This window comes from Streptomyces sp. NPDC092952 (assembly GCF_044754785.1).
In the GTDB taxonomy this organism is placed as follows: Bacteria; Actinomycetota; Actinomycetes; order Streptomycetales; family Streptomycetaceae; genus Streptomyces.
In genome coordinates this window covers 19,463-33,231 of the sequence record NZ_JBIVPT010000018.1, presented here as the reverse complement: position 1 = coordinate 33,231, position 13,769 = coordinate 19,463, and the positions used below count along the sequence as shown (strand labels likewise).

Below are 13,769 nucleotides of genomic sequence, written 5' to 3'. Positions count from 1 at the left end.
GTGCTCAGGAGGTCGGGGCGGGCAGGAACTCGGGCTGGTCGAGCAGGCGCAGCCAGCTTCCGTCGGGCTGGCGGCGGACGACCTGCGCGCGGGCCCCGGTGCCGTCCTTCGGCGGGGTCGAGGTGAGCGCGATGTCGCCGCTGACCAGGGTGGGCAGCGGCTGCTCCGGCGCGAAACGGGGCGCGTTGGCCAGTACCTCCGCCCACAGCTCACGGATCGCCTCCCGGCCGACCGTCAGCCGGCCCGGCGGATAGGCGAGCACCGCCTCCTCCTCGTAGAGCGCGGCGACCCCGGCCGCGTCCCCGGCGTTGGACCGCTCGACGAACAGACGGGTGATGTCCTCGGGGCGCATGGCCTTCTCGTACTCCGGCACGGGTTCCTCCTGCTGTCGGGCGGCGGTGCTGCTTCAGCGCTGCTGCGGTCCTTCCAGGGTGGTGGCCCGTTGATCAGAAGTCCAACAGATGGAAATTCTGAGAACTAGAATCACCAGTCATGGATCTGAGGCAGTTGGAGTACTTCGTCGCGGTCGCCGAGGAGCGGAACTTCACCCGCGCCGCCGAGCGGGTGCACATCAGCCAGTCCGGTGTCAGCGCGCGGATCGGCCGCCTCGAACGGGAGCTGGGCGCCGAGCTGTTCGACCGGTCGGCACGCACCGTCACGCTCACCGTCGCCGGGAAGGCCGCCCTCGAACACGCCCGTGCCGCGCTCGCCGCGGCCGGAGCGGTCGGGCAGGCGGTGGGGGAGGTGACCGGCCTGATCCGTGGCGCGCTGACCGTGGGGATGGTCGTCGGCTGCACCCTCACCCCGCTCTTCGACGCCCTCGCCGCCTTCCACGAGGAGCACCCGGGCGTGGAGCTCTCGCTGCTGGAGGACCGGTCCGACCGGCTCCTCGACGACGTACGCACCGGAGCCGTCGACCTGGCGCTCGTGGGCACCGCGAGCGCCGCCCACGAGGGACTGGAGACGCTGACCGTCCTCAGCGAACGGCTCGTCGCGGCGGTCCCGGCCGGGCACCCCCTGGCCCGGCGACGGCGGGTCGCCCTGGGCGACCTGATGGCCCACCCGATCGTCTGCATGCCGCCCGGGACCGGCCTGCGCGCGGTGTTCGACCTGGCCTGCGCCGCGCAGGGCCTCCGGCCCGTGATCGCGTTGCAGGCCAGCGCGGCGGAGGCCCTGGCCGACCTCGCCGCCCGGGGGCTCGGCGTCGCCGTCCTCAGCAGCTCCATGGCCGAGGCCCACCGGGACCGGCTCACCGCCCGCACCCTCGTCGACGTCGAGACGCCGGGGCTGCTGGCCCTGGTCTGGCGGGACGCCCACAACCCGGCGGTGCGCGCGATGGCCGGGCACGCCCGGTCCGCGTTCCGGGACTTTCCCGGGGTGCGCCCGTAGCCCCCCGGCCCCGTGGGTAGACAGTCCCTCGTTCAGGTGACGCCGGGACAACCGGCCCCGGGCACCGGCGGCCGACGCCAGGATGGCGCATCTACATGCGACCGTGGACTGTCTGTAGGGAGCGGAAAATGCGGGACCGGAAGCGGGCGACCCCGCTGGACCATGCCATCCAGGCCTATCCGGTGCAGGACGGAACCGACGCGCATTCGCACTTCGGCTGCGTGCTCCATCTGCGCGGGACCCCGCCGGACATCGACGGCCTCCGCCGCCACCTGGAGGATCGGCTCGCCCGGCTCCCCGGTCTGTGCACCGTGCTGGACGCCCGGACCGGCCGCTGGCACACCAAGGACCCCGATCTCGCCCTGCACGTGCAGGAGTTGGTGGTCCCGCCGGGGGACGAAGCCCTGCGCGACGCCGCGCGGGAGGTCCTGCGGACCCCGCTCCCCGGGGACGTGCCCCCCTGGCTGATGGCGCTCCTCCGCGACGAGGAGTCCGGCCGCTGCGCCCTGGTGTACCGGGTCCACCACGCCGCCCAGGACGGTGCGGGCATGCTGCACATCCTGGAGGAGCTGTTCTCGACGGAGCCCGTCGCGCCGCAGGAGTCGTCGGCCGTGTACCGCAAGGCGCAAGGGGTCCGGCTGTCCCGGCCGGGGGACTGGCTCCGGGCCGGGGCCCTGACGCTGCGGCTCCTCGGACGGAGCCGGGCGTGGCAGGCCCCGGAGTACCGCTTCTCCACCACCCGGGACCTCGACTGCGTCGCCGTCCCGGCCGACTGGCTCAACCCGCCCGACGGGGAGGGCGGTTCCCGCAACGACGTGTTCCTCGCCGCGACGGCGCGGGCGGTACGGGAATGGGCCGCCGCGTCCGGCGCGGGGCCGGTGCGCCGGGGCGAGGTCCCGATGCTGGTCCCCGCCAACCTGCGCACGGACCGGGATCTCGACCTGCCCGGCAACCCGCTGGTGCTCGCCCCGGTGCGGGTGCCCGCGCCCCCGGACGGGGGTGCGGCACAGGTGCGCTCCGCCACCCGGGTGTTGCGCGACCCCGCCGTACGGTTCCTGCTCGCCCGGTTCGGCGGGATCATGCCGCACCGGCTCGCCGCCCTCCAGCTCAGGTCGCTCGGCACACCGTCCCGGACCATGCCGATCGTGTCCAACCTGACTCTCCGTCACCCGCTGGCGGTGCTCGGCGCCGAGGTGGCGCGGATCGACCCCCTGATGTGCCTGCCGCAGGGATTCCCCTTCACCGTGCTGATGATCACCCACGGCGGGACCTCGGTGGCGTGCTTCGTGACGGAATCGGCCCTGCCCGGCCTGGCCACGCTCCCCGGGCGCTGGCGCGACGCGCTGAACGACCTCCGGACGGCCGGCCGCGGCAGGGTCCCGAACCCGCGTACGGGGATGGAGACGGGGGCCGGGGAGAGCCCGGACCCGGCGCGGGCGCGTCCCTGACGCGCCCGCACCGGGCCGGCCGGGGCCCCTGGAGGAGGGAGCCCCGCCGACCCGTGGCGCCGCCCGCTCGTCACGTGGTGGCGGGCAGGAGTGCGGCGGCCAGCTCGCGCCACTCGCGCTCGGGCGGAGAGGCGGTGCCGGCGGTGAGCACTTGCAGGCACACGTGGTCGGCTCCCGCGTCGAAGTGTTCCCGAACGCGGCGGCGGACCGCTTCGGCTCCCCCGCGGACGACGATCGCGTCCACCAGCCGGCGGCTCGGGCCGGCGGTGATGTCCTCGTCGCCGAAGCCGAGCCGCCGCACGTTCGCCTCCTGATGCGGTGCCAGGAGGTATCCGGCGACGTGCGCCGTGGCCACTTCGCGGGCGCGGCCCGGGTCGGTGTCGAGGACCACTGCCTGCTCCACCGCGAGGAAGGCTTCCGGTCCCATGGTCCGGCGCGCCCGTGCGGTGTGGTCGGTGGAGACGAAGTAGGTGTGCGCGCCCCAGGTGTGCTCGGCGGCCAGCCGAAGCATCCGGGGGCCGAGGGCGGCCAGGACGCGTCGCGGAGCCGGGTCCGGTACGGGGCCGTGGGCGGGTACGGCGTCCATGGCCCGCAGATAGTCGCGCATGGTGGTCACCGCCCTGCCGCGGGCCGGTACGGGATAGCCGTCCAGTTCGTGGACGGTGTCGTCGACGCGGTGCCCGCCCAGGCCGAGCAGGTAGCGTCCGGGGAACGCCTCGCCCAGCGTGCGGGTCGCGGTGGCGGTGGCGATCGGGTCCCGGAACGCGATGTTGGCGATGCCGGAGGCGACGACGATGCGCTGCGTCGCCGACAGCAACAGCCAGGCCTGCCCCACCGCGTCGCGGCCGAACGCCTCCCCGTACCAGATGGCCCCGTAGCCCAACTCCTCGATCTCCGCGACCGATTCCCGTACCCGTCCGGCGGGCTGCCCCTCGTAGGCGAAGGTCCAGACCCCGATCCGGCCCGGCCCGGTCCGTCCGTCGTTCGTCATCCGCGCTCCTCGGTCCAGATGATCCGGAGAGGTTCTCCGTTTGGTGCACGCTACTATGCGGAGAGGTTCTCCGCTTGGTGTTCTGGTTCGACCGAAGGACGGGACGATGACGACTGCTCATGGGCGTGCTCCCGCGCGGAGGCCACCGCGCACCGATGCGCGGCTCAACCGGGAACGTCTCGTCGCCGCGGCGCGGGAGGTGTTCGCCGAGGCCGGGCCGGAGGCGTCCCTCAACGAGGTCGCCCGCCGGGCCGGTGTCGGGCCGGGGACCTTGTACCGTCACTTCCCGAACCGCTTCGCCCTGCTGACCGCGGTCCTCGAGGACCGGATCGAGACGCTGTGCGGGCTGGCGGAGACGCTGCTCGGTTCGGATTCCGCCGACGAAGCCCTCGCGCAGTGGCTGCGCGCGTTCCTCGACCACGCCAGGGTCAACCAGGGACTGGGCGGCGCGTTGATGGCCGAAGAGCCGGTCGCGCTGGGGCTCGACTGCCATCGCCTGATCCTCGACGCGGCAGCCGGTCTTCTCGCCCGGGCCCAGCGGCGTGGGACGGCGCGCGCCGACCTGACGGCCGATGACCTGGTCCGGCTCGTCACCGGGATCGCGCTGTCCACGGCTCAGGGCCCCGACACGGCACAGGCCGACCGGCTGCTCGCTCTGGTGCTCGACGCCACGTACGGGACACCGCTTCGGAACGGGTGACCACGGGTATGCCCCCGCTTCCGGTGCGCATCCCAGGGGCGGGGTGCGCACCGAAACGCGGGGGCCGCAGGTCCTGCCGCTACGTCAGGCTGTCCCGCCACGCCCGGTGCAGGCCCGCGAAGCGGCCGGTGGCGGCGATGAGTTCGGCGGGGGTGCCGTCCTCCACGACGCGGCCGTGCTCCATCACCAGGACCCGGTCCGCGATCTCCACCGTGGACAGCCGGTGGGCGATCACCACCGCGGTCCGGCCGTGCAGCACCGTGTCCATCGCCTGCTGCACCGCGCGCTCACCGGGGATGTCCAGCGAGCTGGTCGCCTCGTCGAGGATCAGCACCGCCGGGTCGGCGAGCAGGGCGCGGGCGAAACCGACCAGCTGGCGCTGGCCGGCCGAGATCCGGCCGCCCCGCTTGCGCACGTCGGTGTCGTAGCCGTCGGGCAGGGCGCTGATGAACTCGTGCGCCCCGATCGCCTTCGCGGCCCGCTCGATGTCCGCGCGGCTCGCGTCCGGGCTGCCGATCGCGATGTTCTCCGCGACCGTGCCGGAGAACAGGAACGCCTCCTGCGTCACCATCACCACCCCGCGCCGCAGCTCCGGTACGGCCAGGTCCCGCAGGTCCGTGCCGTCGAGCAGCACCCGGCCCTCCGTCGGGTCGTAGAACCGGGCCAGCAGCTTCGCCAGCGTCGACTTGCCCGCGCCGGTCGAGCCGACCACGGCGACGGTCTGCCCGGCCGGGATGGTCAGATCGAACCGGGGCAGCACCTCGCCGCCCGTCCGGTACGCGAACCGCACCCCGTCGAAGACGACCTCCCGGCCCGGGGCCTCGCCCGTGCGGGCCGGCAGCTCCCGGGGCGCCGAGGGCTCCGGCACGGACGGGGTCTGGGCCAGCAGCCCCGCGATCTTCTTCAGTGAGGCGGCCGCCGACTGGTACGAGTTGAGGAACATGCCGAGCCGGTCGATCGGGTCGTACAGCCGGCGCAGGTACAGCACCGCCGCCGCCAGCACACCGAGCGCCAGGGTCCCCGAGGCCACCCGGTACGCGCCCCAGAGCACGATCCCGGCGACCGCGGTGTTGGCGACCAGCCGGGAGCCGACGACATAGCGGGCCATCTCCAGCATGGCGCTGCCGTTGTACCACCGGTGGGTGTGGTTCAGCTCCTCGAAGCGCGCCTCGTTGGCCCGCTCGCGGCGGAAGGCCTGGACGGGGCGGATGCCGTTCATCGTCTCGGCGAACTTCACGATGACCCCGGCGGTCGCCGTGGACTTCGCGCCGTACATCTCCCCGGCCCGCCGCTGGAACCGCCGTACCAGCAGATACAGCGGGACGAACGACAGCACGGCGACCGCGCCCAGTCCGAGGTCCAACCAGAGCAGCATCAGCGAGATGGTGACGAAGGAGAGCACCACGCCGATCAGCTCCTGGAGCCCCTCCTCCAGCAGCTCCCGCAGCGACTCCACGTCCGTGGTGGAACGGGAGATCAGCCGGCCCGAGGTGTAGCGCTCGTGGAAGTCCACGCTGAGCGCCTGCGCGTGGCGGAAGATCCGGCCGCGCAGATCGAGCAGCGCGTTCTGGCTGATCAGGCCGGAGAGCCGGACGAACCCGTACTGCATGGCCCCGGACACCACCGAGCAGAGCGCGTACCCGACCGCCACCGCGATCAGCGGCCCGTACTCCGCGTCCCGGAACGCGGGCACCCCGCGGTCGATGGCGTACGCGACGAGCAGCGGGCCCGCCTGCATCGCCGCCTGCTGGACCACGAGGAGCAGCGCGACCAGCGCCACCCTGCTCCGCATCGGCCGCAGCAGCGAGCTGAGCAGCGCGCCGGTCGCCCCGGGCGGGGTGGGCAGATCGTCCTGGTCGAAGTCGTCCCCGACGCCGGGCTCCGCCGCGCTCGTCGTGCCCGCCGGACTCCCGGCGGGCGTCGTGGTCGTACTGGTCATCGGGTGAGGCCCTTCTCGGCGGGGAGGTCCGGGGCGAACGGGGCACCGGCCGGGGACGGCTCGGGGAAGGCGTCCGGGCCGACCCCGTCCGGTATCCGCGAGGCGCCCGACATCAGCCAGGCGTACTCGGCGCTGTCGCGCAGCAGTTCCTGGTGGGTGCCCACGGCGGTGATCCGGCCCTCGGAGAGCAGTGCCACCCGGTCCGCGAGCATCACGGTGGACGGCCGGTGCGCGACCACGATCGCCGTGGTCTCGGCCAGGACCTGGCGCAGGGCGGCCTCCACCAGCGCCTCGGTGTGCACGTCGAGCGCGGAGAGCGGGTCGTCGAGGACCAGGAAGCGCGGCCGGCCGACCACCGCGCGGGCCAGCGCGAGCCGCTGCCGCTGCCCGCCGGAGAGGCTGAGACCCTGCTCGCCGACCTGGGTGCCGACGCCCTCGGGCAGCTCGTGCACGAAGTCGGCCTGGGCGATGGAGAGCGCCCTGCGCAGCTCCTCCTCCCCGGCCCCCTCGGCGCCCATCAGCACGTTCTCCCCGACGCTCGCCGAGAAGAGCGTCGGCTCCTCGAAGGCCACCGAGACCAGCTCGCGCAGCCGCTCCCGGGGCATGGCGGCGATGTCCGTGCCGTCCAGGGTGATCCGCCCGGCCGTGACGTCGTACAGCCGGGGGACCAGCGCGGTGAGCGTCGTCTTCCCGGAGCCCGTCCCGCCGACCAGGGCCATCGTCTCGCCGGGGCGGACGCGCAGGTCGATCCGGGACAGCATGGGCTCGGAGCCCGGTTCGGCGTCGGGATAGCGGAACTCCACTCCCTCGAAGACCATTTCGCCGCGGGCCGGGCCGTCCTCGCCGCCGGTCGCGGGGGTGTCCGCGGCGGCTCCGTCCGCGTCCGCCTCCTCGGGCTCGTCCATCACCTCGAAGAAGCGGTCGGACGCCGTCGCCGCCTCCTGGCACATCGCCAGCAGGAAGCCGATCGACTCGACCGGCCACCGCAGGGCCAGCGCCGTGGAGAGGAACGCGACCAGGGTGCCCGCCGACAGGTCGCCGTCCGCGACCTGGACCGTGCCGAGCACCAGCGCCGCACCGATCGCCAGCTCCGGGATCAGGGTGATGGACGACCAGATCCCCGCCAGGAGCCGGGCCTTCTCCAGCTCCGTGGTGCGCAGCCGCTCCGTGAGTGCGCGGAAGGCGAGGGCCTGGCTGCGGTGGCGGCCGAAGCCCTTGACGATCCGGATGCCGAGCACGCTCTCCTCGACGACCGTGGTCAGATCGCCGACCTGGTCCTGGGCCCGGCGGGCCACGGTGGCGAACTTGCTCTCGAAGGCCGAGCAGATGATCATCAGCGGTACGACCGGGATCAGCAGAATCAGCCCCAGCGTCCACTGCTGGGCCAGCAGAATGACGAAACCGACCACGATCGTGGCGCCGTTGACCAGCAGGAAGGTCAGCGGGAACGCCAGGAACATCCGCAGCAGCATCAGATCCGTGGTCGCGCGGGAGAGCAGCTGCCCCGAGGGCCAGCGGTCGTGGAAGGCCACCGGGAGCCGCTGGAGACGGCGGTACAGATCGGCCCGCATCTCCGCCTCGACCCCGGCCAGCGGCCGCGCCACCATCCACCGCCGTACCCCGAAGAGCCCCGCCTCGGCGATGCCGAGCAGGAGCAGGTACAGGGCGCCGAGCCAGACGCCGCCGGGGTCGCGGTCCGCCACCGGACCGTCGACCATCCACTTCAGGACGAGCGGGATCACCAGGCCGACGCAGGACGCGGCGACCGCGACCAGCGCGGCACCGGAAAGTCGCTTCCGTACCGGTTTCACGTAGGGCCACAAGCGCATCAGGGACTGCGCGGTGGACCGTTCCTTGGTCTCTACATGTTCTTCGGGCATCACAGTCGAGACTACGGTTCGCCCCTGACATCGCTCATGTGGTTTTCCGCCGGTCCCGGGCGCGCGTAGTTGTGGAGGAGCGCTGGTCGTAGCCGGTATCAACCGATCGGCCGATGCCGTTTCGAGCGCGATGGACGATGGTGCGCCGGCGCGCGCTTCACGATGCTCGGAGCCATGGCAATCATCGAAGCGAACGGGGTGCGCAAGGCGTACGCCGGGCGCACCGTGGTCGACGGCGTGAGCTTCGCCGTCGACGAGGGGGAGATCTTCGGGATCCTCGGCCCCAACGGTGCGGGCAAGACCACCACGGTGGAGTGCGTCGGGGGACTGCGCGCCCCCGACGCCGGGACGATCCGGGTCGCCGGGCTCGACCCCGCCGCCGACCGCGCCCGGGTCACCCGGCTGCTCGGCGCCCAGCTCCAGGAGAGCGAGCTCCAGCCCAAGATCACCGTGGCCGAGGCGCTGGAGCTGTACAGCGCCTTCTACCCGGACCCCGCCGACTGGCGGCAGCTCGCCGAACGGCTCGGCCTGCACACCAAGTACGGCACCCGGTTCGCCAAGCTGTCCGGCGGACAGAAGCAGCGGCTGTCCATTGCGCTCGCCCTGGTCGGCAACCCCCGGGTGGTGATCCTCGACGAGCTGACCACCGGGCTGGACCCGCGGGCCCGCCGGGACACCTGGCAGCTGATCGAGGACGTGCGCGCGGGCGGCGTCACCGTCCTGCTGGTCACCCACTTCATGGAGGAGGCCCAGCAGCTCTGCGACCGGATCGCCGTGATCGACAAGGGCCGGATCGTCGCCCTCGACACCCCGTCCGGGCTGATCGGCCGGGCCGACGGCTCCACGGTCATCTCCTTCACGCCCTCGCGGCCGCTCGACGACACCGACCTGGCCGCCCTGCCCGGCGCCGTCTCCGTCCGGCGCGAGGACGGCGGCGAGCGGATCGTCATCGGCGGCGACGACACGACCGTCAACGCGGTCATCTCCCTGCTGGCCCGGCACGGCATCACCGCCCAGCGGCTCCGCGTCTCGGAGGCCACGCTCGACGACGCTTTCCTCGACCTCACGGACCAGACGGAACAGGCGGCCTGAGATGACCACCGCGAACCCGGCCCCCGCCACCACGCGTTCGGCCCCCGCCCCTGCCTCCGCGCACCGGGCGGTGCTCCGCGCCGAGACCCGGCTCTTCCTCCGCGAACCCGGCAGCCTCTTCTGGATCATGGTCTTCCCGAGCGTGCTCCTGGTGATCCTGGGCCTCATCCCGTCCTTCCGGGAGCACTCCGACGACCTCGGCGGCAGGCGCGTCATCGACCTCTACGTGCCGGTGGCGGTGCTGCTCGGCATGATCATGGCCGGGCTCCAGGCCATGCCGCCCGTCCTCACCGGCTACCGCGAACGCGGCATCCTGCGCCGGATGTCCACCACCCCGGTACGCCCCTCCGCGCTGCTCACCGCGCAGATCGCGCTGCACGCCGTCGCCGCGCTCGGCTCCGCCGTACTGGCCATGGCGGTCGGCCGGATCGGCTTCGGCGTCGCGCTGCCCGGACAGCCGGCCGGGTACGCCGTGGCGCTGCTGCTGGCCGTGGCGAGCGTGCTGGCGCTCGGCTCGCTGCTCTGCGCCCTCGCCCGTACGGCCAAGGCGTCCGCCGCGCTCGGCTCGATCGTCTACCTGGTCACGATGTTCACCGCCGGGGTGTGGATCCCGGTCCAGAGCATGCCCGACACCCTGCGCACCATCGTCCGGTTCACCCCGTTCGGCGCCGCCTCCGAGGCGCTGAACCGGGCGGCCTCCGGCAGTTGGCCCGAGCTGACCCAGCTCGGGGTGACCGCGCTCTGGGCGGCCCTGGTGGCCCTCCTCGCGACCCGGCTCTTCCGCTGGGAGTGACCGGACCCGGGAAGGCGGGGCAGACTGCCGTCATGGACGAGGGGAACACACCCGTGGTGGGACGGGCCGGACGGGCGTGCGGGAAGAGCCCCGACGTGGGCTGGGACCGGTTCTTCCGGTACGGGCCCTACGGGATGCTCGGCCTGGGTACCGCCCTGGCCGCCCTGAGCGCCCCGCTCCTCATGAACCGCGCGGACCTGCGCAATGCCGCGGTGCTGGTCCCGGTGACGCTCGCGCTCCTGCTCTGGTGGGGCCGGAGCGGGCCGGGGGCACCCGACAAGGGATGGGCGGCGCGCGGCTACTTCACCGTCCGTACCGTGCTCGCCTTCGCCCTGACCTGGTGCAATCCGTTCTTCTCGGTGTTCGCGAGCCTCGGGTACTTCGACGCCGCCCGGCTGCTCCCCGGCCGGGCCCTGCGTCCCGGGCTGCTGGCCACCGCCGTCATCCTGGCGGCGGCGCAGTCCGGCAGCGGTCTGCCGCCCACCTCCACGATGAACTGGGTCGCCTTCGGCGCCCTGTTCCTCCTGCACGCCACCATCACCATGACCTTCGCCGGGATCGGCGACCGGGAGGCCGACCACGCCCGTGTCCAGGCGACCACCATCACCGACCTGGAGTCGGCCAACGCCCGCCTCGAACAGGCCCTCGCGGAGAACGCCGGACTCCACGCCCAACTCCTCGTCCAGGCCCGCGAGGCGGGTGTGGCCGACGAGCGCCGCAGGCTCGCCGCCGAGATCCACGACACCCTGGCCCAGGGGCTGACCGGGATCATCGCCCAGCTCCAGGTGGTCTCCTCGATCGGCGGCACCGACCCGGAGCTGGCCCGCACGCATCTGGACCGGGCCGCCGCCCTCGCCCGGCACAGCCTCGGCGAGGCCCGCCGCTCGGTCCACGACCTGGTCCCCGCCGCGCTGGCCCACGACGACCTGCCGGGCGCGCTGAAGCGCACGGTCGCCGGGTGGGGGGAACGCCACGGAGTCCGGGCCGGGTTCACCGTCACCGGCACCGTCGAACCGGTCCACGACGAGATCGCCGCCACCCTCCTGCGGATCGGCGAGGAGGCCCTCGCCAACGCCGCCCGCCACGCCGACGCCTCCCGGGTCGGCGTCACCCTGTCGTTCATGGACGACGAACTCACCCTGGACGTACGGGACGACGGGCGCGGCTTCGACCCGGACGCGCTGCCTCCGTACAGCGGCGCGGGCGGTTTCGGGCTCGGCGGGATGCGGGCCCGCGCCGAACGCGTGGCGGGCACCGTGGAGGTGGAGACGGAGCCGGGCCGGGGCACGGCGGTCAGCGCACGGGTCCCCCTGGTCCGCACCGCCGCCTGACCCGTACGGTTGTCCCGCCATGGTTCAGGATTCCGCACGCGTCATCACGCTCGTCGTCGTCGACGACCACCCGGTCGTACGGGACGGTCTGCGCGGCATGTTCGACTCGTCCCCCGGCTTCGAGGTCCTCGGTGAGGCGGCGAACGGGGTGGAGGGCGTCGAGCTGGCGGCCCGGCTCGACCCGGACGTCGTCCTGATGGACCTCCGGATGCCGGGCGGCGGCGGGGTCGCCGCCATCGCCGAGCTGACCCGGCGCGGCGCCCGCTCCAAGGTCCTCGTCCTCACCACGTACGACACCGACTCCGACACCCTGCCCGCGATCGAGGCGGGCGCCACCGGCTATCTGCTCAAGGACGCCCCGCGCGACGAGCTGTTCACCGCCGTCCGGGCCGCCGCCGACGGGCGCACCGTCCTCTCGCCCGCCGTCGCCTCCCGGCTGATCTCCCGGGTGCGGACCCCGGCGGCGGGCGGCGAATCGCTCTCGGCGCGCGAGCGCGAGGTGCTCGAACTCGTCGCGAAGGGGACCTCCAACCGGGAGATCGCCGCCGAACTCTTCATCAGCGAGGCCACGGTGAAGACCCACCTCACCCATGTCTTCGCCAAGCTCGGCGCCAAGGACCGGGCCGCCGCCGTGGCCATCGGCTACGACCGGGGCATCCTCGGCTGACCGGGCCTTCGCGCGGTGCCCGCACCCCGGCCCGGACCGGTACCTGAGCCGGTGTCCACCTTGGTACGGAACGGTGACATGCGCGGAGTCATTTCCCCACAGCCGGTGTGATTATCTTTCACCGAGCGTGCACATGCAGCGCGCGGGGGAGGGAACCGAGGGTTCCCGGGGCCATGGCGGGGCCAGGCCGTGCGAGGGGAGACGACCACATTGAACGGGCAGCCGATATCGGGGACATCGGCCGGGACGAACGGCATGCGGGGCAGGCGGCGGTCCGCCGGACTGGCCCTGGTGACGGGTGCGTTGCTGCTGATGGTGACGGCCTGCGGCGGGGAGGACGAGGCGGGCGGCGCCGGAAAGGGCGGCGGCGGAAAGGCGGGGGACACCGCGGCCTCGACGGCCGTGGTGACCGTGGCGCCCAAGGACGGCGCGGAGTCCGTCGCGACCAGCGGCGCACTGAAGATCTCGGCCGCGGAGGGGAAGCTGACCACGGTCAAGGTCTCCGACCCCAAGGGTGCCGAGGTCGAGGGGAAGATCGCGGCCGACGGCGCGAGCTGGGCCCCGGACCAGCACCTGGCCGCGGCGACCAAGTACAAGGTCCACGCGATCGCCAAGGACGCCAAGGGCCGTGAGTCGGCGAAGGACACCACCTTCACCACGCTCGTCCCGCAGAACACCTTCATCGGGCAGTACACCCCGGAGGACGGCTCCACGGTCGGCGTCGGCATGCCGGTCTCGATCCACTTCACCCGCGGCATCACCGACCCCGAAGCGGTCGAGAAGGCCATCAAGGTGACGGCCGAGCCGTCCGTCCCGGTCGAGGGCCACTGGTTCGGCAACGACCGCCTCGACTTCCGCCCCGAGAACTACTGGGCCGCCGGCACCAAGGTGACCGTCAAGCTCAACCTCGACGGCGTCGAGGGGCGGCCCGGGGTCTACGGCAAGCAGGCCAAGACGGTCTCCTTCACCATCGGCCGCAAGCAGGTCAGCACGGTCGACGCGAGCAGCCACCGGATGAAGGTCGTCCGCGACGACCAGCAGATCAAGGACATCCCGATCTCCGCGGGCGCCCCGGCGACCACCACGTACAACGGCCAGATGGTCATCAGCGAGAAGCTCAAGGTGACCCGGATGAACGGTGACACCGTCGGCTTCGGCGGCGAGTACGACATCAAGGACGTGCCGCACGCCATGCGGCTGTCCACCTCGGGCACCTTCATCCACGGCAACTACTGGGGCGGCTCCGGCATCTTCGGGACGACCAACACCAGCCACGGCTGCGTCGGTCTCCAGGACGTGCGCGGTGCCTGGAGCAAGGACACCTCGGCAGCCTGGTTCTTCGACAACTCGCTCATCGGCGACGTCGTGGTCGTGAAGAACTCGAAGGACAAGACGATCCAGCCGGACAACGGCCTCAACGGCTGGAACATGTCCTGGGCGGAGTGGACCAAGTGACTCCGTAGCCGCCCCACCGGCGGTACGACGACGGGCCCGGCGCCGCGACCAGCGGCACCGGGCCCGTCGCTGTGACCGACCGCA

At 73.0% G+C, this 13,769-nt stretch carries 12 protein-coding genes; 8 read left to right on the top strand and 4 right to left on the bottom strand.

Going from position 1 to position 13,769, the window contains the following annotated elements; genetic code table 11:
- Positions 1–4: 4 nt before the first annotated feature.
- On the bottom strand, positions 5–373 hold the full coding sequence (locus tag ACIQGQ_RS30415; RefSeq protein WP_402401708.1) for a YybH family protein: 369 nt from the start codon (positions 371–373) through the stop codon (positions 5–7).
- A 119-nt stretch (positions 374–492) separates the two neighbouring features.
- Here ACIQGQ_RS30415 and ACIQGQ_RS30410 point away from each other — a divergent pair, with 119 nt between their 5' ends.
- On the top strand, positions 493–1,389 hold the full coding sequence (locus ACIQGQ_RS30410) for a LysR family transcriptional regulator (protein WP_402401705.1): 897 nt from the start codon (positions 493–495) through the stop codon (positions 1,387–1,389).
- A gap of 128 nt (positions 1,390–1,517) precedes the next feature.
- Positions 1,518–2,837, top strand: coding sequence for a wax ester/triacylglycerol synthase domain-containing protein (locus ACIQGQ_RS30405; RefSeq protein ID WP_402401702.1), 1,320 nt, complete (start codon positions 1,518–1,520; stop codon positions 2,835–2,837).
- A gap of 70 nt (positions 2,838–2,907) precedes the next feature.
- Here the strand turns inward: ACIQGQ_RS30405 and ACIQGQ_RS30400 are convergent, their stop codons facing one another.
- Positions 2,908–3,828 carry a TIGR03620 family F420-dependent LLM class oxidoreductase gene (locus ACIQGQ_RS30400; protein WP_402401699.1) on the bottom strand — a complete coding sequence of 307 codons (921 nt, stop codon included), beginning with the start codon at positions 3,826–3,828 and terminating at the stop codon, positions 2,908–2,910.
- Positions 3,829–3,934: 106 nt separating this feature from the next.
- Here ACIQGQ_RS30400 and ACIQGQ_RS30395 point away from each other — a divergent pair, with 106 nt between their 5' ends.
- Positions 3,935–4,528, top strand: a complete 594-nt coding sequence (locus tag ACIQGQ_RS30395; RefSeq protein ID WP_402401696.1) for a TetR/AcrR family transcriptional regulator — start codon at positions 3,935–3,937, stop codon at positions 4,526–4,528.
- A gap of 79 nt (positions 4,529–4,607) precedes the next feature.
- Here ACIQGQ_RS30395 and ACIQGQ_RS30390 read toward each other — a convergent pair whose 3' ends face one another.
- Both ACIQGQ_RS30390 and ACIQGQ_RS30385 read right to left on the bottom strand, forming a co-directional pair.
- Positions 4,608–6,467 (bottom strand): ABC transporter ATP-binding protein, encoded by a 1,860-nt coding sequence (locus tag ACIQGQ_RS30390; protein ID WP_402401694.1) that lies wholly within the window; start codon positions 6,465–6,467, stop codon positions 4,608–4,610.
- Positions 6,464–8,347: an ABC transporter ATP-binding protein gene (locus ACIQGQ_RS30385; RefSeq protein WP_402401691.1), complete on the bottom strand. Its 1,884-nt coding sequence runs from the start codon at positions 8,345–8,347 to the stop codon at positions 6,464–6,466. Before ACIQGQ_RS30385 ends, ACIQGQ_RS30390 begins: the two co-directional genes overlap by 4 nt.
- Positions 8,348–8,521: 174 nt before the next feature.
- Between ACIQGQ_RS30385 and ACIQGQ_RS30380 the strand changes: the two genes are divergently transcribed.
- The 5 genes from ACIQGQ_RS30380 to ACIQGQ_RS30360 all read left to right on the top strand — a co-directional run bounded on the left by ACIQGQ_RS30380 (position 8,522) and on the right by ACIQGQ_RS30360 (position 13,685).
- A complete protein-coding gene (locus ACIQGQ_RS30380) occupies positions 8,522–9,439 on the top strand; it encodes an ATP-binding cassette domain-containing protein (RefSeq protein ID WP_392280749.1) in 918 nt (305 codons plus the stop codon).
- A 1-nt stretch (position 9,440) separates the two neighbouring features.
- Positions 9,441–10,232: an ABC transporter permease gene (locus ACIQGQ_RS30375; RefSeq protein ID WP_402401688.1), complete on the top strand. Its 792-nt coding sequence runs from the start codon at positions 9,441–9,443 to the stop codon at positions 10,230–10,232.
- A gap of 32 nt (positions 10,233–10,264) precedes the next feature.
- The gene (locus ACIQGQ_RS30370; RefSeq protein ID WP_402401686.1) at positions 10,265–11,563 is read left to right on the top strand and encodes a sensor histidine kinase; all 1,299 of its coding nucleotides are present in this window, start codon (positions 10,265–10,267) and stop codon (positions 11,561–11,563) included.
- Between the two features lie 19 nt (positions 11,564–11,582).
- Positions 11,583–12,230, top strand: a complete 648-nt coding sequence (locus tag ACIQGQ_RS30365; RefSeq protein ID WP_402401683.1) for a response regulator — start codon at positions 11,583–11,585, stop codon at positions 12,228–12,230.
- A 210-nt stretch (positions 12,231–12,440) separates the two neighbouring features.
- A complete protein-coding gene (locus ACIQGQ_RS30360; protein WP_402401680.1) occupies positions 12,441–13,685 on the top strand; it encodes an Ig-like domain-containing protein in 1,245 nt (414 codons plus the stop codon).
- Positions 13,686–13,769 lie beyond the last annotated feature (84 nt).

Excerpts from the sequence above, each read along its gene's own strand:
- ACIQGQ_RS30410 (WP_402401705.1), top strand. The coding sequence starts at position 493 with ATGGATCTGAGGCAGTTGGAGTACTTCGTCGCGGTCGCCGAGGAGCGG.
- ACIQGQ_RS30405 (WP_402401702.1), top strand. The coding sequence starts at position 1,518 with ATGCGGGACCGGAAGCGGGCGACCCCGCTGGACCATGCCATCCAGGCC.
- ACIQGQ_RS30400 (WP_402401699.1), bottom strand. The coding sequence starts at position 3,828 with ATGACGAACGACGGACGGACCGGGCCGGGCCGGATCGGGGTCTGGACC.
- ACIQGQ_RS30395 (WP_402401696.1), top strand. The coding sequence starts at position 3,935 with ATGACGACTGCTCATGGGCGTGCTCCCGCGCGGAGGCCACCGCGCACC.
- ACIQGQ_RS30390 (WP_402401694.1), bottom strand. The coding sequence starts at position 6,467 with ATGACCAGTACGACCACGACGCCCGCCGGGAGTCCGGCGGGCACGACG.
- ACIQGQ_RS30385 (WP_402401691.1), bottom strand. The coding sequence starts at position 8,347 with ATGCCCGAAGAACATGTAGAGACCAAGGAACGGTCCACCGCGCAGTCC.
- ACIQGQ_RS30380 (WP_392280749.1), top strand. The coding sequence starts at position 8,522 with ATGGCAATCATCGAAGCGAACGGGGTGCGCAAGGCGTACGCCGGGCGC.
- ACIQGQ_RS30375 (WP_402401688.1), top strand. The coding sequence starts at position 9,441 with ATGACCACCGCGAACCCGGCCCCCGCCACCACGCGTTCGGCCCCCGCC.
- ACIQGQ_RS30370 (WP_402401686.1), top strand. The coding sequence starts at position 10,265 with ATGGACGAGGGGAACACACCCGTGGTGGGACGGGCCGGACGGGCGTGC.
- ACIQGQ_RS30365 (WP_402401683.1), top strand. The coding sequence starts at position 11,583 with ATGGTTCAGGATTCCGCACGCGTCATCACGCTCGTCGTCGTCGACGAC.